Annotated in this window: 22 protein-coding genes; 12 read left to right on the top strand and 10 right to left on the bottom strand. The window is 66.8% G+C overall.

The genetic code is table 11. The features are described 5' to 3' along the window. Positions 1-18 precede the first annotated feature (18 nt). Positions 19-189, bottom strand: a complete 171-nt coding sequence (locus tag NA8_RS33880; RefSeq protein WP_157106800.1) for a hypothetical protein — start codon at positions 187-189, stop codon at positions 19-21. 137 nt (positions 190-326) lie between these two features. On the opposite strand from NA8_RS33880, the gene NA8_RS20220 reads away from it, so the two are divergent. From NA8_RS20220 to NA8_RS20205, 4 genes are read left to right on the top strand one after another with little or no spacing between them, the layout of a single operon-like run. Further along, on the top strand, positions 327-656 hold the full coding sequence (locus NA8_RS20220; protein WP_063051936.1) for a WXG100 family type VII secretion target: 330 nt from the start codon (positions 327-329) through the stop codon (positions 654-656). 33 nt (positions 657-689) lie between these two features. Next, positions 690-998 carry a WXG100 family type VII secretion target gene (locus tag NA8_RS20215; protein ID WP_063051935.1) on the top strand — a complete coding sequence of 103 codons (309 nt, stop codon included), beginning with the start codon at positions 690-692 and terminating at the stop codon, positions 996-998. Continuing rightward, a complete protein-coding gene (locus tag NA8_RS20210; RefSeq protein ID WP_063051934.1) occupies positions 995-2,509 on the top strand; it encodes a hypothetical protein in 1,515 nt (504 codons plus the stop codon). Before NA8_RS20215 ends, NA8_RS20210 begins: the two co-directional genes overlap by 4 nt. Positions 2,510-2,524: 15 nt before the next feature. Beyond that, positions 2,525-2,782, top strand: a complete 258-nt coding sequence (locus NA8_RS20205; RefSeq protein ID WP_063051933.1) for a hypothetical protein — start codon at positions 2,525-2,527, stop codon at positions 2,780-2,782. 111 nt (positions 2,783-2,893) lie between these two features. Here NA8_RS20205 and NA8_RS20200 read toward each other — a convergent pair whose 3' ends face one another. Then, the gene (locus tag NA8_RS20200; protein ID WP_063051932.1) at positions 2,894-3,304 is read right to left on the bottom strand and encodes a hypothetical protein; all 411 of its coding nucleotides are present in this window, start codon (positions 3,302-3,304) and stop codon (positions 2,894-2,896) included. Positions 3,305-3,409: 105 nt separating this feature from the next. Between NA8_RS20200 and NA8_RS20195 the strand changes: the two genes are divergently transcribed. Further along, a complete protein-coding gene (locus NA8_RS20195) occupies positions 3,410-4,393 on the top strand; it encodes an o-succinylbenzoate synthase (protein WP_063051931.1) in 984 nt (327 codons plus the stop codon). 53 nt (positions 4,394-4,446) lie between these two features. Here the strand turns inward: NA8_RS20195 and NA8_RS20190 are convergent, their stop codons facing one another. From NA8_RS20190 to NA8_RS20175, 4 genes are all read right to left on the bottom strand, one after another. Further along, positions 4,447-4,959, bottom strand: a complete 513-nt coding sequence (locus NA8_RS20190) for a TIGR04338 family metallohydrolase (protein ID WP_063051930.1) — start codon at positions 4,957-4,959, stop codon at positions 4,447-4,449. 103 nt (positions 4,960-5,062) lie between these two features. Next, on the bottom strand, positions 5,063-5,908 hold the full coding sequence (locus NA8_RS20185) for a DUF2786 domain-containing protein (RefSeq protein WP_245663919.1): 846 nt from the start codon (positions 5,906-5,908) through the stop codon (positions 5,063-5,065). Positions 5,909-5,997: 89 nt separating this feature from the next. Next, the gene (locus NA8_RS20180; protein WP_157106799.1) at positions 5,998-6,360 is read right to left on the bottom strand and encodes a hypothetical protein; all 363 of its coding nucleotides are present in this window, start codon (positions 6,358-6,360) and stop codon (positions 5,998-6,000) included. Then, on the bottom strand, positions 6,350-6,802 hold the full coding sequence (locus NA8_RS20175; RefSeq protein ID WP_157106798.1) for a hypothetical protein: 453 nt from the start codon (positions 6,800-6,802) through the stop codon (positions 6,350-6,352). The genes NA8_RS20180 and NA8_RS20175 overlap by 11 nt, the downstream gene beginning before the upstream one ends. Before the next feature lie 453 nt (positions 6,803-7,255). On the opposite strand from NA8_RS20175, the gene NA8_RS20170 reads away from it, so the two are divergent. The 6 genes from NA8_RS20170 (at position 7,256) to NA8_RS20145 (ending at position 14,071) form a co-directional block, all read left to right on the top strand. Then, positions 7,256-8,557: an ABC transporter substrate-binding protein gene (locus tag NA8_RS20170; RefSeq protein ID WP_063052007.1), complete on the top strand. Its 1,302-nt coding sequence runs from the start codon at positions 7,256-7,258 to the stop codon at positions 8,555-8,557. Positions 8,558-8,601: 44 nt separating this feature from the next. Then, the gene (locus NA8_RS20165; protein WP_084466944.1) at positions 8,602-9,630 is read left to right on the top strand and encodes a carbohydrate ABC transporter permease; all 1,029 of its coding nucleotides are present in this window, start codon (positions 8,602-8,604) and stop codon (positions 9,628-9,630) included. Beyond that, entirely contained in the window at positions 9,630-10,523 is an 894-nt protein-coding gene (locus tag NA8_RS20160) for a carbohydrate ABC transporter permease (RefSeq protein ID WP_174550110.1), read from the top strand. Before NA8_RS20165 ends, NA8_RS20160 begins: the two co-directional genes overlap by 1 nt. Before the next feature lie 127 nt (positions 10,524-10,650). Then, on the top strand, positions 10,651-12,927 hold the full coding sequence (locus NA8_RS20155) for a transglycosylase domain-containing protein (protein ID WP_084466943.1): 2,277 nt from the start codon (positions 10,651-10,653) through the stop codon (positions 12,925-12,927). A gap of 250 nt (positions 12,928-13,177) precedes the next feature. Then, positions 13,178-13,636, top strand: coding sequence for a GyrI-like domain-containing protein (locus NA8_RS20150; RefSeq protein ID WP_063051927.1), 459 nt, complete (start codon positions 13,178-13,180; stop codon positions 13,634-13,636). Positions 13,637-13,645: 9 nt separating this feature from the next. Further along, entirely contained in the window at positions 13,646-14,071 is a 426-nt protein-coding gene (locus tag NA8_RS20145) for a GyrI-like domain-containing protein (protein ID WP_063051926.1), read from the top strand. 68 nt (positions 14,072-14,139) lie between these two features. Here the strand turns inward: NA8_RS20145 and NA8_RS20140 are convergent, their stop codons facing one another. The 4 genes from NA8_RS20140 to NA8_RS34415 form a co-directional block, all read right to left on the bottom strand. Beyond that, positions 14,140-15,240, bottom strand: coding sequence for an inositol-3-phosphate synthase (locus NA8_RS20140; protein ID WP_063051925.1), 1,101 nt, complete (start codon positions 15,238-15,240; stop codon positions 14,140-14,142). Next, the gene (locus tag NA8_RS20135; RefSeq protein ID WP_063051924.1) at positions 15,233-15,790 is read right to left on the bottom strand and encodes a PadR family transcriptional regulator; all 558 of its coding nucleotides are present in this window, start codon (positions 15,788-15,790) and stop codon (positions 15,233-15,235) included. Before NA8_RS20135 ends, NA8_RS20140 begins: the two co-directional genes overlap by 8 nt. A gap of 113 nt (positions 15,791-15,903) precedes the next feature. Further along, positions 15,904-16,701, bottom strand: a complete 798-nt coding sequence (locus NA8_RS20130) for a DUF1707 SHOCT-like domain-containing protein (protein WP_063051923.1) — start codon at positions 16,699-16,701, stop codon at positions 15,904-15,906. 3 nt (positions 16,702-16,704) lie between these two features. Beyond that, positions 16,705-17,793, bottom strand: coding sequence for a DUF1707 SHOCT-like domain-containing protein (locus NA8_RS34415; RefSeq protein WP_063051922.1), 1,089 nt, complete (start codon positions 17,791-17,793; stop codon positions 16,705-16,707). Between the two features lie 113 nt (positions 17,794-17,906). Between NA8_RS34415 and NA8_RS20120 the strand changes: the two genes are divergently transcribed. After that, positions 17,907-18,326: a DUF5318 domain-containing protein gene (locus NA8_RS20120; RefSeq protein WP_040871200.1), complete on the top strand. Its 420-nt coding sequence runs from the start codon at positions 17,907-17,909 to the stop codon at positions 18,324-18,326. Positions 18,327-18,611 lie beyond the last annotated feature (285 nt).

Below are 18,611 nucleotides of genomic sequence, written 5' to 3'. Positions count from 1 at the left end.
ACCCGGCATCTCGGCGGCTCAGTTTCCCGGGTAGACCTGGGACGCCAGGGCGAGGCCGCCGCCGAACGAGGCGACGATCAGCACGATCGCAAGCACCGGCCAATACCACATGTACCAGCGCTTCACCGCGGCCAGAATGAGCATCCCGGTCACGCCGACGATCGCGAACGCGGTGCCGCCCCAGGACACCAGGAAGGCCCAGCCAGGAGGTAGTTCAGCAGATCCAGACTCGATGTGAGAGATTGCAATTCGGATGGAACCGAACGACTACGCGGTACGTCCAACTATTCGAAACCATCCTGTGGGGGGATGAGAGGGCAGAGAAGTTGACGCACAATCCGTCCGCCACAACCACCTTCACCGTGGTGCCTGAACACGTCTCCGATGCCGGGCGCTATGTGCAGCAGACCGCACAAGCACTGATCAGCGGATTGCATTCGGCCAGCGCCGAAGTCGACGGACTCATGTCGAGTTGGCGCGGCGCGGCGGCTACCGCCTACGCGGTCGCCTGGGACGAGACACACACCGCCGCACTTGGTGTGTTCGAAGCGCTGGCCGACATGGCCGACTTACTAGGCGTGGTGGTGGATCGCAGTGCGGCCGCCGACACCGCGGCCGCCGACCGATACAGCTCATTGAGCCTGCCGCCGGTCTGACAACCGACCCGAATCCACTGAAGGCAACGACTTATGACCGAGTACCGAGTAGACCTGGCCCACTTGGAAGCCGTGACCGCCCGCATAGAGGGGCTGAACGGGTTCGTTGAGGACTCGTTGCGCGAGATCGATGAGCGTGTTGCGACAGTGCAGAGCAATTGGAGCGGCGAGGCGGCCGACGCGCACGCCACGGCTCACGCAGAGTGGACCGCTGCCGCCGCGAAAATTCGTGACGGGCTGGCGAAGATGAAAGCCGCTGCCGTGTCCGCGCGTAAGGAATACGAAGATGCCGTAGCGGCCAATCTCGCCGTACTCGGCCGTGGCGTCGGGGCCGCGCGGTGACCGTGCTCGACGTGTCGGTGCCGGTCTACTACGACACCGCACAAAAGCTCGCCGATGCCGCGTCGCGATTCTGGATGTCGATTGACGGCGAGTGGCCGAATATGGCGAAGGCCACGAATATGGCGGGCTCGTATTCGGATGCGAAAAAATGGGGTGAGTCCTATGACAATCGGGCCGCTGCCATTCTGAGCATGGTGTCGAAAATCGCCACCGCCGCGCACGACTACGCCACGATATTGCAGACCATCGGATACAACCACGAGGTAGCCGAGCACAAAGCGACGATGGGTGAGACAGCGCCGCCGCCCGCCCAGCCTGCGCCGTTCATGCCTCCGGTGGTGGTGTGCCGCATCCCGTTGCCCTCGGCCGGCGGTCCCGGAAACGGGTTGGCGGATGAGGGAATCGGGCTCGCCGAGATGATCGGCATCATCGTGCCGGACGGCAACGCCACGACCATCTCCAACGCGGCCGATACGTGGGCACGAACCGCCGCCTCCGACACGGTGGCATCGTTCCCGGCCGCTCTCGAAGCCGCCGCGGTCGCGTTCGACTCACTCACCGCGCCCGAAGTCGCGTTCATCGATGAGGATCTGCGCACGGTCAAAGCGTCCGCCGAGTCGGTGATTGCCGCGATGAACGATCTTGCGCAGTCCTGCCGCGACCACCGCGTCGCGCTGGACGAACTGCGCGCCAACCTCAAAACCCAACTCGAAGCGATCCGGGACGCCTTGCTCGCGGAGCTGGCCCTCAACGTCGCTATTTCGGTGGCGTCCAGCTGGATCACCTTCGGTGCCTCCGTAGCGGTCGGGGTGGCCGGTGCCGCCGCGATCTGCGCACGCTACGCCCGCCCGATCCGGCTCTACATCGAGACATGGCAGACCGAACGCCGGATCGCGGCCGGCGTGAAGATGGACGAGGATATCGCCCGGCATGTGCGGGACCTGGAGAATCTGCCGGGCGGGCGCCTGCCGGTCAAACCCGATCCGGTCGGGCCGCCGAAAAAGGACCCGATCGAGCTACCCAAGATCGAGCATCCCGAAGGCATCCCGAAACCGGATCTGCCGCGCGCGGATATCGACGCGATCGGCCGCTACACCGGCGACAGCGCACCACTCAATACTGCTATCCGATCCGGCGACAACCTGACACCCGCGCAGATAGCCGAGCGTGATGCCATGAATGCCGCATTGGACAAGTGCCCCAAGTACGAAGGGCCGGTGACCCGGCGCGTGGAGCTGTCCCCCGAAGACCTGGCACGGTACGAGCCCGGATCAACGGTGACCGAAGCGCCGTTCACCTCGGCGTCGGCCAGTTCGGCGGCCGCGAAGGATAGGCCGGTGGAAATGCAGATATGGTCGGCAGACGGGCGCTACATCGGCCATCATTCCAGCGTGCCGGAAGAACTTGAAGTCGTATTCAAGACAGACACCCCGTTCTATGTTGAGAACAAATTCCCCGACCCGGATACAGGGCGCATCATCATTCGAATGCGCGAAGTTCCCCGGCCATAGAAAGGACATAGGAAAATGCCGGAAGAAATCAACGGGAAAACTTTCTACGCACCCGGTGAATACCCGCACCCCGTCGATATCTCCGATGAGGAACGGGCGAAGATCGAGGCGGGATGGGCGGCATTCAACGCACGCCGCGACGCCGTACCGGAAAACGAGCGAATCCACTTGCGCGACCGATTCGGCGACGAAGACAAGCTCGGCACCGACCAGGAAGCCGCGTACTTGGCCGAAGTGGAGGAGCGAAAGAAGCGCGGCGAGTACTGGGGATGACCGACTACCCCGAACGACAGCTCCACTGACCATCCGGGGGAGGGGAGGAAAGGACATGCAACAGCGACAGGTGGCGCGCAGCGGCGCACCGCCACCCAGCATCTCGGCGGCTCAGTTTCCCGGGTAGACCTGGGACGCCAGGGCGAGGCCGCCGCCGAACGAGGCGACGATCAGCACGATCGCAAGCACCGGCCAATACCACATGTACCAGCGCTTCACCGCGGCCAGAATGAGCATCCCGGTCACGCCGACGATCGCGAACGCGGTGCCGCCCCAGGACACCAGGAAGGCCCAGCCCAGGTAGTCGGTGCGGCAGTTGTCGGGCCCGCACGGGTCGGTGGCGAAGGCGAAGAAGACGGTGAAGTAGGCCGCGGCGAGGCCGAGGACCGCCGCGACGCAGTACAGCACGACGGCGAGCACGACGTCCCAGGTCCGCACCGCCCGCTGCCCGGCGGGCGGACGCGCGGGCCCCGGCGGCATGCCGTACGGCGGCCAGGGCTGCGGGGTACCGGTCTGGATCATGACGCCAACGATCCCGCGTCGGTCGTCCGGGCGACTCCGGGAAACTACTCGAGTCCGCGTGCGCAATCCCCGAGCCGCGGCGGCGGCCGAATAAGCTGGGCGGCGATGAGCGACTCCGCAGCGCAGAACATCGTCTACGCCATTCCGATGCGCACCCGTTTCCGTGGCATCACGGTGCGCGAGGGAATGCTGATCCACGGACCGCTCGGGTGGGGCGAGTTCTGTCCGTTCCCCGAATACGACGACCGGGAGGCCGTCGCATGGCTGGCCACCGCCCTGGAACAGGTCACGACGGGCTGGCCCGCGCCGGTGCGCGATCGCATTCCGATCAATTGCACCGTGCCCGCCGTGGACCCGGAGCAGGCGCACGCGATCGTGGGCCGGTCCGGCTGCCGCACCGCCAAGGTAAAAGTGGCCGACCACCCCGACTCGCTCGCCGAGGATCTGGCCAGGGTGGAGGCGGTACGCGACGCGCTCGGCCGCAACGGCGCGATCCGGGTCGACGCGAACGCGGTCTGGGATGTCGACACCGCCGTGCGCCACATCCAGCGAATCGATAAGGCCGCGGGGGGTCTGGAATATGTCGAACAGCCCTGCCGGACGATCGAGGAACTCGCCGCGGTGCGCCGCCGCGTCGACGTCCGCATCGCCGCTGACGAATCCATCCGCCGCGCCGAAGACCCGCTGCGGGTCGCGGTCGCCGGGGCCGCCGACATCGCCGTCCTCAAATGCACGCCGCTCGGCGGCGTCCGGCGCGCCCTGCAAGTGGCGGAGGCGGCGGGACTGCCGTGTGTGGTCTCCTCCGCGCTCGAGACCAGCGTCGGCCTCGCCGCGCAGCTGGCGCTGGCCGGCGCGCTGCCGGAACTCGACTTCGCCTGTGGTCTCGGCACTTTGAGCCTGCTCACCGGCGATGTCACGCCGGGCGCGCTGCGAGCCTCGGACGGTTATCTCCCCGTTCTCCGCACCCCACCCGAGCCGGACCCGCAGCTGATGGAAAGCCATCGCCAACCCGATGCCGACCGCACCGCGTGGTGGCAGGAGCGATTCTCTCGTGTCAGCGCCCTGGTCCGACAGGGTCCGCCCACATGACCGCACGAAAACCCCTGTCTCCTGGCGCGTGGTCTTCCGCTGAACGTGCGGCCTTACCCGATCCGTACCCCACAGCCCAGCATCGTCGTCCGCAAGAGCAACGCCGCCTCAGGACCGATAACGCCGTCGACCAGTTCCACATAGCGGTCACAGAACTCCGGTCCGTGCGCGGCCACCGACCCAGGGGCTGACTCCAGGTGATGCGCCAGTTCATGCAAGATCACCAGTTCCCGCAGCGCCCAGGCGCTCCCGCCGGTGTGCAGCGGAACCGCTAATACGTTCTCGGCCGCCTCGTAATGCGCGGCGGTGGTCCCGGCCCGCGAGCGGACGCGCACCGCCACGGCGGCCCGGTCCCACCGCGCCCGTACCCAATTGAGAGCCAGCACCTTGTCCGCATAGCTCTGCACGGATTCCACCGAGGCGAAGCGTCGCTCGATCGGCAAGGTGAGCTGCGAACCGTAGAGTTCGACGGTGCGCGCACCGTGCTCGTCGGCGCGATCGAACACCCCGCGTACCAACTGCTCGGCGTCGTATACCTTGGCGCGCTGGCTGTCGCGCGCCGTCATGGTCGCGAAGCCGATCTCGCGACAGCGGGCACCAGCCGGTTACCGAAACCCGCCGATGGCGCGCGGCCACGCCCGCCCGCACGCCCGAGGTTGTGCACGCTGGTCAACCACCCTCGGATGAGCTCAACTTCCGCCGGGCAGCCGGGAGTTCGGGCGAGGTACCGATCCGTGCGGCCCGGCCCGCGCGATCCCCCGCCGCCCGCGCCGCCGCCGAATGCCCCGCCGACGCCTGCGGGCCGCGCCAGGTGCCCCGTGCCTCCGACGTCTTGGCGTAGAAGTCTGTGAGCTCGATCTCTTTGGCGCGCAATGCCAGCGCCGTGCCGGTGGCCTCGGCTTCCCGTGGCAACACCTCCGCTTCGACCTCGGCCTTCACCTCCGTCAATCGCCGCCCGATCCGCGCGGCGAACGCCATCTGGAAGTTCAGCCGCGCTGTCACACCCGCGACCGGCGCCTGCACCCGGCGCCGGACCGGACGACCCCATCGCTTCTCCACCACGATCTTCTCGACGGTGGCCGATTTGTATGCGCCCGACTTGATGTACTGGTCGGACGCGCGCACCATCTGCACGAGCAGGCTGGCGTAGAGCGCCTCGCAGGTATCGATGTCGGAGTCGAATCCGTACGCGTAGACCTGCGTCGACGTACGGGCGACATCGCAGCGCACGTCGTTCGCCGCCGCGATCGCGACGAACAACTGGACATAGGTCCGCAACCCGCGCTTGCCCGGCTCACCGATCGGGATGACCCGCTGCACCGGCGTGGGCCTGCGCTCGCGTCCCGCGATGTGCGCCCGCGCCACAGCGAGGTCGATGGACGACTTCGTGGCCAGGCGCTGAGCCGCGGCGAGGAATGCTTCGGCCTCGTGCTCGTTGTCGGTGGCCTCGGCCTTGCGCAGCAGTCCACCGATGCGGGTGAGCATCCGATCGGGAACCGCGTTCGGCGAAGTCATCGCGCCCCAGCCTAGTGGGCGAAGCCGGTCGAAGTCCGACCGCAGGCGGCTTCGGCACGAGCGAAGCCCGGATAACCGCCCAACGAGAACTACCTCGTTCGATCGCTCGCTACCGCGGTGAGCCCGCTGGGCCCGATCACGATGTCGCAATGGACACCGAGTCGATCCATCTCATACAGCGCCTCGTACAGGTGAGTGGACATCAGCATGTACCACCAGCTCAGGGGCGTATGGTCGGGTTCGTCATCCGGAACCCTCGACGCGATCCGCGCGTAATAGTCGCTGATCGCGTCTTCGCTGAACTCGATCGCGACCGGCGGCGCCAGCTCGACCTCCCCCCGGGCCGTGATCCTGAGCCCGCCCTTCTCATCGGTCGCCACGTTAAGTCCCAACCCGCGCGCGGCGCGGGCCACCGATTCGGTCAGCTCGGCTGATGTCGGATCAGCGTGCACACCGACCTCCTGGAACAGCCGTAATGATCTTTCCACTGCCAGTAACGATCACCGTAGGTTGAACGGTCTGTGCAATCCGACCGCTCGCTTTGTTGACCAGGTAGATCTGGCCTGTATGGCAAAACTTCCCGCCGTCTTGCGTCGTGAACTTGTCCGGCGAGGACAGTGACTTCTCGATCGCCATATCGACCTTCTCGATCGCCATATCGGCGATATCGCGCCAGTTGCGTCGCTCGATCGCCGCCAGGCCCTCCCATTCGGCCATGTGGCGATCCTTGATATGACGGAATCCACTGTCCCTGTTCCCGCACAGCAACGTGCCCGGCTTGCCTCCCACAGGCCCGGTAGTGATCGAGAAGGTTCTGACTACTTTTGCGTCGTTGTCCAGAACAGTGATTCCGGCACACACAGCAGATAACGCCACGCGAATTCCGATAGACACGCGAATTCCTCCCCCCGCGATAACGCGGCGAACTCAACTCCCATCAACTGCAAGTGCCTGCCTGCATGTGTAGGCACCCCTCCGCGAGAAGAGCACTTCCGAACGACGGCCGCCCACCCGCGAGCCGGATCACCGAGATCCAAGTGGGACACACTCACAGAGACAGTTAGTGCAACCTCGAACGCCTGTCGGGAATGTACCGAACGTACGAACCCCCCGTCGGTAGCACGAGACTACCACCGAATTATCGAGTGGCGGAGGATATTACGAATTGCCCCAGCTTCACCGGAACCACCTTGTGGCCACCGCGTGTACCGCCGAGCGCATCCTGGGAACAGGCCCCACGAGCTGCTCCTACCGCCACTGTCCCGCACTCCGGATCGACACCATGTATCTTGCCTTGTGCACCGGCAGGGTGTGCTGCCGCTCACGAATGATCCTGGAGTGTTTGCGATGGCTGTGAAGAAGGTGTCGTCCCTACGTTCGTCGCTGGTGCCGCGAGCCGCGGTGGCGGTCGCCTCGGTCGGGCTGCTGACCGCGACGTTCACCAGCGCCTGCTCCAGCGACAGCGGCGGCAGCCCGACCGGCCAGAACCTCACCGGTCGCGGTCCGATCACCTATGTCGAGGGCAAGGACACCACCGAGACCGGCGCGGTCAAGCAGCTGATCGAGCGCTGGAACGCCGCGCACCCGGACGAGCCGGTGACGTTCAAGGAACAGTCGAACGACGCCTCTCAGCAGTACGACGACCTGGTCGAGCACATGCGGTCCAAGCAGTCCAACTACGACGTGGTCGCCTTGGACGTGCCGTGGACCGCCGAGTTCGCCGCCAAGGGCTGGATCCAGCCGCTGAAGGACTCCTTCACCATCGACACCAGCGCGCTGCTCTCCCCGCCGGTCGCCAGCGCGACCTACAACAACACGCTCTACGCCGCGCCGCGCAACACCAACGGCGGCCTGCTGTTCTACCGCAAGGACCTGGTGCCGAATCCGCCCAAGACCTGGAACGAACTGCTCGCCCAGTGTCCCATCGCGCGCCAGCAGAACATCGGTTGCTACGCGGGCCAGTTCGCGCCCTACGAGGGCCTGACCGTGAACGCGGCCGAGGTGATCAACGCCTATGGCGGCAGCTTCGTCGGCGCCGACGGCAAGACCCCCACCGTGAACAGCGCGCAATCCCGCGCCGGACTGAAGGTCCTGGTCGACGCGTACAACAACGGTGACATCCCCAAAGAGGCCATCACCTTCAAGGAGCCCGAGTCCAGCAACGCCTTCGCACAGGGCAAGTTGATGTTCCTGCGCTCGTGGCCGTCCACCTTCGGTGACGTCGGCGGCGAGGCCTCCGCCGTGAAGGACAAGTTCGCGGTGGCCCCGCTGCCAGGAGAGAACGGCGTCGGCGCCTCCACCCTCGGCGGCTACAACGCGGCGATCAGCGCCTACTCCAAGAACAAGGCCACCGCGCTGGACTTCCTGCGCTTCCTGATCAGCGAGGACGCGCAGCACATCGTCGCCGCGGGCGCGCTGCCCTCGGTGCGCGCGTCCATGTACGACGACCCGGCGCTGATCGCGAAGATGCCGTACCTGCCCGCGCTCAAGGACTCCATCTCCAGCGCGGTGCCGCGCCCGGTGACACCCTTTTATCCCGCGGTGAGCAAAGCCATCCAGGACAACGCTTATGCTGCGTTGAACGGAACCAAGTCCGTCGACGACGCGATCACCGGCATGCAAAAGGGCATCGAAACCGCCGGATCGTGAGCGGTTGAGCGCAACGGACCCGACGAACCCGCAGGAGAGAAACGGTGTCGGATCCTTCGGGAACGGCGACTAGCGTGCCGAAAGACGACGAGTTCGTTCCGGCCGGGCGCGGCTTCGCCGCCAGGACGGCCCTGGAATTGCGACGATCCGGGAAAGCCTGGGTGTTCGTCACGCCCGTGCTGATCGCGCTCGCGGTCGTCATCGGGTATCCCGTGATCCGGGCGCTGTGGATGTCCTTCCAGAAGGACCCCGGCCTCGACCCGGCGACCGGCATGTTCGTCGAAGGCGGCAACGCCGGGTTCGCGAACTACACGCACTGGCTGCTGCAGCAGTGCCAGGTCGCCACCGGCGAGACGGTGGCCTGCCCGACCGGCAACCTCGGCTCGCAATTCTGGGTGGCCATCGGGGTCACCCTGTTCTTCACGGTCGTCACCGTCGCGCTCGAAGCGACGCTCGGTCTCGGCATGGCCATGGTGATGGGCAAGACCTTCCGTGGCAGGGCGCTGCTGCGGGCGGCCGTGCTGATTCCGTGGGCCATCCCGACCGCCGTCACCGCGCGGTTGTGGGAGTTCATGTTCCAGTACGACGGCGTGGTGAACCGCGTACTCGGCACGCACATCCTGTGGACCTCCGACGCGTGGCCCGCCCGGTTCGCGGTGATCGCGGCCGACGTCTGGAAGACCACGCCGTTCATGGCGCTGCTGCTGCTGGCCGGACTGCAAGTGATTCCGGCCGACGTGTACGAGGCGGCTCGCGTCGACGGCGCGTCGGCCTGGCAGCGGTTCACCCAGATCACCCTGCCCCTGCTGAAGCCCGCCCTGCTGGTCGCGGTGCTCTTCCGGACCATGGACGCCCTGCGGATGTACGACCTGCCCGCGATCATGACGCTGGGCAACCCGTCCACCCGCACGGTGTCGATCCTGGTGGTCGATCAGGTCCGGCAAGGCCCCAACAGCGCGGCCGCGTTGTCCACGATCACCTTCCTTTTGATCTTCGCCGTGGCGTTCGTGCTGGTGAAGATCCTCGGCGCGAACGCGGTTCGCACCCAGGAAGAACAGCGGGAGGCGCACTGATGTCCGTGCAGACGGCGCAAAAACCGGCAACCGACACCTCCGCCGCGCGGCCGGTTCCGTGGACCAAACGACTCGGTTCGGTACGCCTGTACCTCGGCGCGCTGATCGTGCTGGTCTGGGGTCTCGCGCCGTTCTACTGGATGGCGGTCACCGCGTTCCGCGACCCCGACTACACCTTCGACAACACTCCGTGGCCGACGCACGTGACGCTGGAGAACTTCCGCAACGCGTTCGATACCAGCCGCGGCAACAATTTCGGCAAGGCGCTGGTCAACAGCATCGTCATCGGCTCCATCACGACGGCGATCGCGCTGGTGATCGGCGTGCTCGCCGCGTACGCGCTGGCACGGCTCACCTTCCACGGCAAGTACGTGGTGTCCGGCCTGATCCTCAGCGCCTCGATGTTCCCGGTGGTCGTGCTGGTGACCCCGCTGTTCCAGCTGTTCACCAACCTCGGCTGGATCGGCGAGTACCAGGCGATGATCATCCCGAACATCTCGTTCGTGCTGCCGATGACGGTCTACATCCTCGCGTCCTTCTTCGCCGAACTGCCGTGGGAACTAGAAGAAGCCGCCCGGATCGACGGCGCCACCAAGTTGCAGGCGTTCCGGCTGGTGATGCTGCCCTTGGCCGCTCCCGCCGTGTTCACCACCGCGATCCTCGCGTTCATCGCCGCGGTCAACGAATACCTGCTCGCGCGTTTGCTTTCCAGCGACAAGACCGAACCGGTCACCGTCGCGATCGCCCGCTTCTCCGGCAACAACCCGCTGGTTCAGCCGTACGCGGCGATCATGGCGGCAGGCACCATCGTCACCATCCCGCTGGTCGTCATGGTCCTGCTCTTCCAGCGCCGCATCATCTCCGGCCTGACCGCGGGCGGCGTGAAGAGCTGAGTCGATCGGCTGTGTGCAACGGCCGGAAAGTGGAAAGCCGCTTGTGAGAGAACACGGTAAACTCTGGCTTTCGACGCTCTTTTCCGTTCGTTCGTGCAGGTGAGTTCGTCCGGCGCTCCGGGAGGAGATGATCGTGAGCTCGTTCCGCAAACCGCGAGGACGTGGACGCGGCGCCAAGGGGGCTCCCCCGACCGCACCGTATGCCTCGATCGCGGGCTGGACGCAGCGGGCGGATGCGGCGAAGCGGGACGCACGGAACCGGCGCGAACGCGTCGAGGCCCGCCGGAAATCACGGCCGCCCATCCCGCGTCCGGCGGAGCCGAATCGGCCGCCGCGCAGCAGAGCCGAACGTATCCGTCGCCTGCTGCTGGCCTTGTTCATCCTCTTCGGCGTGGTGCCCGCGCTGCTGTCCGTCCTGGCATACTGGAGCGCCGAGATCCCGGATCCGAATGCGGTGCAGACGAATCAGATCGCGACCATCTTCGCCTCCGACGGCGGCACCGTGCTCGCGAAAATCGTTCCGCCGGACGGAAACCGGACGCCGGTCCCGTTGTCCGAGGTGCCGCGGCCGGTACGCGACGCGGTGCTGTCGGCGGAGGACCGCAATTTCTACACCAATCCCGGTTATTCGACTTCCGGCTTCCTGCGTGCCGCACGGGACAACCTGCTCGGCAAGGACAATGCGGGCGGCGGCTCCACGATCACCCAGCAGTACGTCAAGAACGCGTTCCTCGGCTCCGAGCGCACCGTCACCCGCAAGATGCGCGAGCTGATCATCGCGGCGAAGATGGCGCGGCAGTGGAGTAAAGACGACATCCTCGCCGCGTACCTCAACACCATCTACTACGGCCGGGGGTCCTACGGCATCGCCGCGGCGGCCAAGGTCTACTTCGGCAAACAGGTCGATCAGCTGACCCTCGCGGAGGGCGCGGTGCTCGCGGCGCTGATCCGGACACCCTCGATCCTGGACCCGGAAACCCACCTCGCGGACCTCAAAGCGCGCTGGCGCTACGTGCTCGACGGCATGGTGGAGATGGGCGCGCTGGCGCCGGGCGATCGCGACGCGACCATCTTTCCGCCGATCATCCCGCTCACCCAGATCCCGGACGACAACGTGACCCGCGGCCCCGAGGGCCTGATCCGCAATCAGGTGGTGCGCGAACTACGCGACTCCGGCATCAGTGAGCGCGACTTGAACAAGGGCGCGTTGCAGATCACCACGACCATCGACACCAGGGCGCAGCAGGCGGTGCTGGGCGCGGTGCGCGACCGGCTCGGTGCGCAGCCACCGGAACTGCGCGCCGCCGTGGTGTCGATCGACCCGCGCTCCGGCGCGGTGCGCGCGTACTTCGGCGGCTACGACGGTATCGGCTTCGATTTCGCCCAGGCGCCGTTGCAGACCGGGTCGGCGTTCAAGGTCTTCGCGGCGATCGCCGCGCAGCAGCAGAGCATCCCGCTGTCTCGCGTGCTGGACAGCTCCCCCGTGACCGACCGCGGTACCCGGATCACCAACGTGGACGGCGAATCGTGCGGCAAGTGCACCATGGCGGAGGCGCTGAAGCGCTCGCTGAACACCAGCTTCTACCGGTTGACCATGACGATGTTCGACGGCCCGCAGGCGATCGCGGACGCGGCGCACGCGGCGGGCATCCCGGAGGAACTGCCGGGCGTGCCGGGCAAGACCCTCACCGAGGACGGCGGGCGACCGCTGAACGGGATCGTCCTCGGGCAGTATTCGGTCCGGCCCATCGACATGGCCTCGGCATACGCCACGATCGGCGCGTCAGGCGTCTATCACCGGCCCTATTTCGTCCAGCGCGTGGTGACCGGTGATGGGCGGGTGCTCCTGGATCGCGGCCCGGACCAGCAGGTCGGTGAACAACTGCCCGAGGGGCGGCAGAGCATCCCCCGCAGGATCGCGGAGAACACCACCGAGGCCATGCTCCCGATCGCGGCCTACTCCAATGGGCACGCGCTGAAGAACAACCGTCCCTCGGCCGCCAAAACCGGAACCACGCAACTCGGTACGAGCGACCTGAACAAGGACGCGTGGATGATCGGGTTCACCCCGTCGCTGTCCACGGCGGTATGGATCGGAACCGAGCAGTCCCAGCCGATCCGCACCGCGCGCGGCGCCGACATCTACGGCTCCGGCCTGCCCGCCGACATCTGGAAACAGGTGATGGACGACGCGCTCGACGGCACACCCATCGAACAGTTCCCGGGGACGCAGGCCCCGGACCGGCCGAATCAGAGCAAGCCGCCCTCGGGCGGCCCCTACGACATCCTCAATCCCCCGCAGCAGTCACCGCAGCGCGAACCCGTCGTGATCATCCCGTCTAGCCCCCAACCGCCCAGAGAGGTGGAGATTTTCCCGGGCCTGAGCATTCCGGTTCCTGGATAGCGATGATGCTGTGACCTTCCGTGGCCCGGCGGAACGCATGACATGGCAGCATCGTTTGCCAGAGTGAGAGCGAACAGCGAGTGCGTCGGAACGGGCCGACGCCGAAACCGCGGAAACGATGCGGAAGGATATGCGCTCGAGCGACGACAGCGCGGCGCGAGCGGCGGGCCCGGAGGCGGTAGCCTGCGCACCATGGAGGGCACCGGGAGCGACGCCAATTGAAGACAGACGAGACATAGGGGCTACGCCGGTGGATTTCAATGTCGTTGACCAACCCGAGACGCTGGTAGCGGGAACAGTGCTTCGCAGCCCCGCGCTCGCGGTCGAGGGGCCGCGCCGCGCGAAAGTCGAAGAGGCGTGGAAGCGAAACCTGGCCCGCAAGCTGCCCGGACCGCCCACCACGGCGTACGTCGACCACGCGCCGGAGATCAATTCGTACCTGACCCATATCGTCGGCTACCGCTGCCACAGCTTGGCCGACCTGCAGCCCGGCGACGTGCTCGCCCGGGTGCCCGCCGGGCGCTTCGCCCGGTTCATCGCCAGCGGCGACAATCTCGGCGACACCATCGTGAGCATCTGGCGAGCGGTCTGGGACGCGGAGGCCGCGGGGCGGCTCCTGCGCGCCTATACCGGCGACTGGGAACACTATCCGGACGCACGAACGGTGGAAGTCTTCGTGGCATTGGCAGACGAGCAGGGCAACGGGTAGGAACAGACAGTGGACTTCGAGATCGTCACTTTGCCGCAGAGCATGGTCGCCGGCCTGACCGTGCCGCTGGCCGGCCGCGAGGTGACCGCGCGTGACCTCGACCTGGTGAACTTCACGTGGGACCGGTATCTGGCGCGGGAGAAGACCGTGCCCCGGGTGGCCGCCTACATCGGCCAGAACGATCACGCCGTCGCGGTGCTCGGCTACGAGATCGCTGGGATGGACGAGTTGGACCCCGGCGATGTGCTCACCCTCATCCCGCAAGGCCGCTACGCCAAATTCGTCGTCGCCGACAAGCCCTACGACCTGCTGCGCACCGCCTGGGCGCAGGTGGCGAAGGCCGAGAACGCGGGAACCATCACCCGTTCTCACACCGCCGAGGTAGAGCGCTACACCGGACCGGCGTCGGTGGAGGTCTACGTCTCCCTGGACTAGCGCGGACGTCGTACCAACGCAGCCGGCCGGAGGCATTGCCTCCGGCCGGCTTGCGTCGGTCTGCCGAATTACTCCGCGCCGATGATGAAAGCTTCCAGCTGGGTGCGCGCGATGTCGTCGGCCAGCTGCTGCGGGGGGGACTTCATCAGGTAGGCCGAGGCCGGGATGACCGGTCCGCCGATGCCGCGATCCTTGGCGATCTTCGCCGCGCGCACCGCGTCGATGATGATGCCCGCGGAGTTCGGCGAGTCCCACACCTCGAGCTTGTACTCCAGGTTCAGCGGCACGTCACCGAAGGCGCGGCCCTCCAGGCGTACGTAGGCCCACTTGCGGTCGTCGAGCCAGCCCACGTGATCGGACGGGCCGATGTGCACGTCGTTGGCGCCGAGTTCCTTCTTGAGGTTGCTGGTCACGGCCTGGGTCTTGGAGATCTTCTTCGACTCCAGGCGCTCACGCTCGAGCATGTTCTTGAAGTCCATGTTGCCGCCGACGTTGAGCTGCATGGTGCGGTCGAGCTGCACGCCGCGATCCTCGAACAGCTTGGCCATCACGCGGTGGGTGATGGTCGCGCCGACCTGGCTCTTGATGTCGTCACCGACGATCGGGACACCGGCCTTCGTGAACTTCTCCGCCCAGACCGGGTCGGAGGCGATGAACACCGGCAGCGCGTTGACGAACGCGACACCCGCGTCGATCGCGCACTGCGCGTAGAACTTGTCGGCTTCCTCCGAACCCACCGGCAGGTAGGACACCAGCACGTCGACGTTGTTGTCCTTCAGCACCTGCACCACGTCGACCGGCTCGGCCTCGGACAGCTCGATGGTCTCCGCGTAATACTTGCCGATGCCGTCGAGGGTCGGGCCGCGCTGCACGACGACGTCGCTCGGCGGCACGTCGGAGATCTTGATGGTGTTGTTCTCGCTGGCGAAGATGGCCTCGGCCAGGTCGAAGCCGACCTTCTTCGCGTCCACATCGAACGCGGCGACGAACTTGACGTCGCGGACGTGGTAGGGCCCGAACCGCACGTGCATCAGACCGGGAACGGTCGCGGACTCGTCCGCGTCCCGGTAGTACTGCACGCCCTGGACCAGCGAAGAGGCGCAGTTTCCCACACCTACGATGGCGACGCGAACCTCTGTGGCGTTGTCAGCTTTCTCGATGTCACTCATGGCCGGTATTTCCCTCTTTCTGTGGTGCCGCCTTCGTCGATTGCTCCGCCGCAATCAACTCGTTGAGCCAGCGCACTTCGCGCTCGCTTGATTCGAGTCCGAGTTGATGGAGCTGCCGGGTGTAGCGATCCAGCGAACCGCTGGCCTTCTTGATCGCCTCCCGGAGCCCCTCTCGGCGCTCCTCGACCTGACGCCGCCTGCCCTCCAGGATCCGCATCCGCGCTTCCGCGGGGGTGCGGCTGAAGAAGGCCAGATGAACGCCGAAGCCGTCGTCGGTGTAGTTCTGCGGTCCGGTGTCGGCGAGCAACTCGCTGAACCGCTCCCGCCCGGCCGGAGTCAGTTGGTAAACCCGTCGCGCACGGCGAGTCGTCGCGCCCGCGGGGATCTCCTCGGCGATCAACCCGTCCGCCTGCATGCGGCGCAGCGTCGGGTAGAGGGATCCGTAGGAGAAGGCACGAAACGCCCCGAGCAGGCCGGTCAACCGCTTGCGCAGTTCGTAGCCGTGCATGGGCGATTCGAGGAGCAGCCCGAGGATTGCCAGTTCGAGCACCGGGCTTCACCCCCTGACTGTTGTACAGACCTAACCGATGGATGCGACTTTCCACTATATCGGAGCGATACATCTGTGCACAGAGGTGGCCTAGGTACCGGCGTTGCAATGGTTCAGCGAGAGGCGGGGAAGACCGCGATCGGCTCGCCCGCGAAGGTGACCTTCGCGTACCCGGACGCGCCGCCTTTGCACTTCACGTAGATATTCGCCACGGGACCGCGCTCGACCGCGCCAGGAGTGTCGAACGCCAAGCCGACGTGGCTGATCTCGCCGTCCGCGCACCGCACCGTCTGCCGCGCGCCGGCCAGCAGCCGGGCGATGGCGGGCACGTCGACGGCGGCGAGGTCGAAGGTGGGCGTCCCCGTTTTGCGCTCGGCGGTCCGCGAGGTGCGGAAGTCGCCGTTGTAGTAGTAGTCGCCGGTCTGCGACTCGTTGCCGGGCTGCTGCCGGTCCACGATGACGTACTTCGGGTACAGCGTGACGTCGTCGGCGATCAGGTCGCCGAACTCGGCCCGGTACTCCGCGAGAAAGTAGGCCAGGCCCGCACCGGTGGTCATATCGGGAACCTTCTCCGACGACCCAGGCAGATCGATGCCGCACCGGCTGATCGCGCCCACCATCGCACCCGCGACCAGAGCGGCAGCGATCGTGTAGACCGGCGCCAACCAGCGCCGTGGACGCCGACGGTCCACGCGGACCACCGGGGCGTTCGCGAGTTCACCCGGAATCTGCAGATCGCCGATCAACGCGTCGAGCTCGCCGAAGGACCTGGCGCGCATCGCCTCGGCGGTCCGCGCGGCGTGCTCGCCCGCGGTGAGCTGGCCATCGGCCAGCGCGGCATCGAGCAGGCCGCAGACATCGGCGCGGTCGGTGTCGCGGGCGCGGATGCCGCTGTATCGGGTGGTCGCCATCGCCTATCCCTCGAACGGCCGGACGAGGCGGATCTCGCCCGCCGGGGTCAGCGTGAAGTAGCCGTTCTCCCTGACCGGGTTGTTCACATGAACGGTGATGGTTGGTTCGACAGACCCCCTGTCGCCCTTCGCACTCACCATGAAATGCGACACAGCGCCGCCCGGCACGCGGGTGATCGTGGCCGCGTCGGCGAGCGCCCGGCCGATCGCGTCCGCGTTCAACGTGCCCAGATCCACCGACGGCGTGTCGGCCTTGCGCGTCTCGATTTTCCCGGACTGGGCGAACCCACCGCGGTAGTCGTAGGCGACCTTCCGGTTCTGCTGGCCCGGCACCGCACGGACGAGCGTGGCGTAATCCTCGTGCATATACAGCTCGTCGACTTGGAGGTCGCCGAATTTCCGCTGGTAGTTGCGCAGGAATGTGGCGATTCCCTCGGTGGTGTGCGGGCTCGGCGTAGGGATCACCAGAGGCTGCACCGCCCCCTGGTCCAGCACGGGCAGCGCTTGCGCCGCCGGTCGCGGTTCCGCCTCCCGGGCGACCGCGAGGTATCCGGCGCAGGCGGCCAGCACCGCGGCCACGGTCACCGCACCCACGTACCACTGACGGCGACGCGAACGCGGCGGCCGCGGCGCGGGGGCGGTATCGCGGGACCGCTGCAAGTCCGAGACCAGATCCTTCAGATCCCCCAGGGTGCGCGCCTCCGCGGCGAGTTCGGTGAGGGTGTCGTGCTCCTCTTCCGACAGCTGGCCGTCGGCGCGGGCGGAGTCGAGCAGGTCGCGAGTAGTGGCGCGATCGGCATCGCGCGCCCGGGTGTGATCGGGATAACTTCCCCCGGATGCCGAGCGGCGCAAGATTTTTCGCGTGGCCGACGAGCGCTGCGCGGTGAACCCGCGCGCAGCGGCGGGGGTTTGCAGATCGGCGGTGAGCGCGGCCAGTTCGCCGAGCGTTTTCGCCGCCGCGGCCTGCGCGATTCGGTCGTGATACTCGTCGGCGCCGAGCTGGCCTTCGGCGTAGGCGGCATCCAGCAGGCTGGACGCGGTGGCGCGGTCGAGGTCACGCGCTCGCGTGCGCCCGGATGCTGCGGTGGACACAGACGGATCGTAATCCGGATAACGACGCGACGCGCCGGATCCGGCACCCGCCGGAGCCGGTCAATCCGCACAGCCCGGGGCGGCCCGATTCCAACACCGCTACTCTGGTTCTCGTGCGAATTCAGCGGCAAGTTGTCGACTACGCCCTCCGGCGCCGGTCGCTGCTGGCTGACGTCTATGCGGGCAGAGTCGATGTCGCCGAGGTGTGTGATGCGAATCCCTATCTCCTACGTGCGGCGAAGTTCCACGGTCGGGGGAGTGAGGTCACATGCCCCATCTGCCGGAAGGAACAACTGACCCTCGTATCCTGGGTCTTCGGCGACGGCCTCGGGCCGGTCGCCGGATCGGCTCGCACACCCGAGGAACTCGTGCGCCTCGCCGAGACGCGCGAGGAGTTCTCGGTCCATGTCGTCGAGGTATGCAGGACCTGCAGCTGGAATCATCTGGTGCAGTCCTATGTGCTCGGTTCCACGCCTGCGCCGCCACGCCGCCGCACCGGGACACGCGCGAACCGGCGCACCGCCGCCGAATGAAGTGCCAGGTCATTCGCCCGTCGGGTGACTCGCGGAGTCGGCATGCGTCCGCCGCGGTGACGACTACCGCTGATAGCCACTTGGACCGCTACGAGTTATGGAGATCTTGTCAGTGAATTCGCCCTACGAGACTTCCCCCTACGGCGATGAGCCACATGGCGGCCGTCCTCCACAGAGTTCACGTCCAAGTCCCAATCCGTACCAGAATCCCCGTCCCGGCCCGCCGCCCGGCGCCCGGCCGGTCCCGCCGCCCGGGGGGCGTCCCATCCCCGGTGAGCCGCGCGG

Origin of the sequence: Nocardia arthritidis NBRC 100137 (assembly GCF_001612765.1) — a bacterium.
GTDB classification, from domain to species: domain Bacteria; phylum Actinomycetota; class Actinomycetes; order Mycobacteriales; family Mycobacteriaceae; genus Nocardia; species Nocardia arthritidis.
Note: the sequence above shows the minus strand (reverse complement) of the source record. Positions and strands in the feature narration are given on the sequence as shown.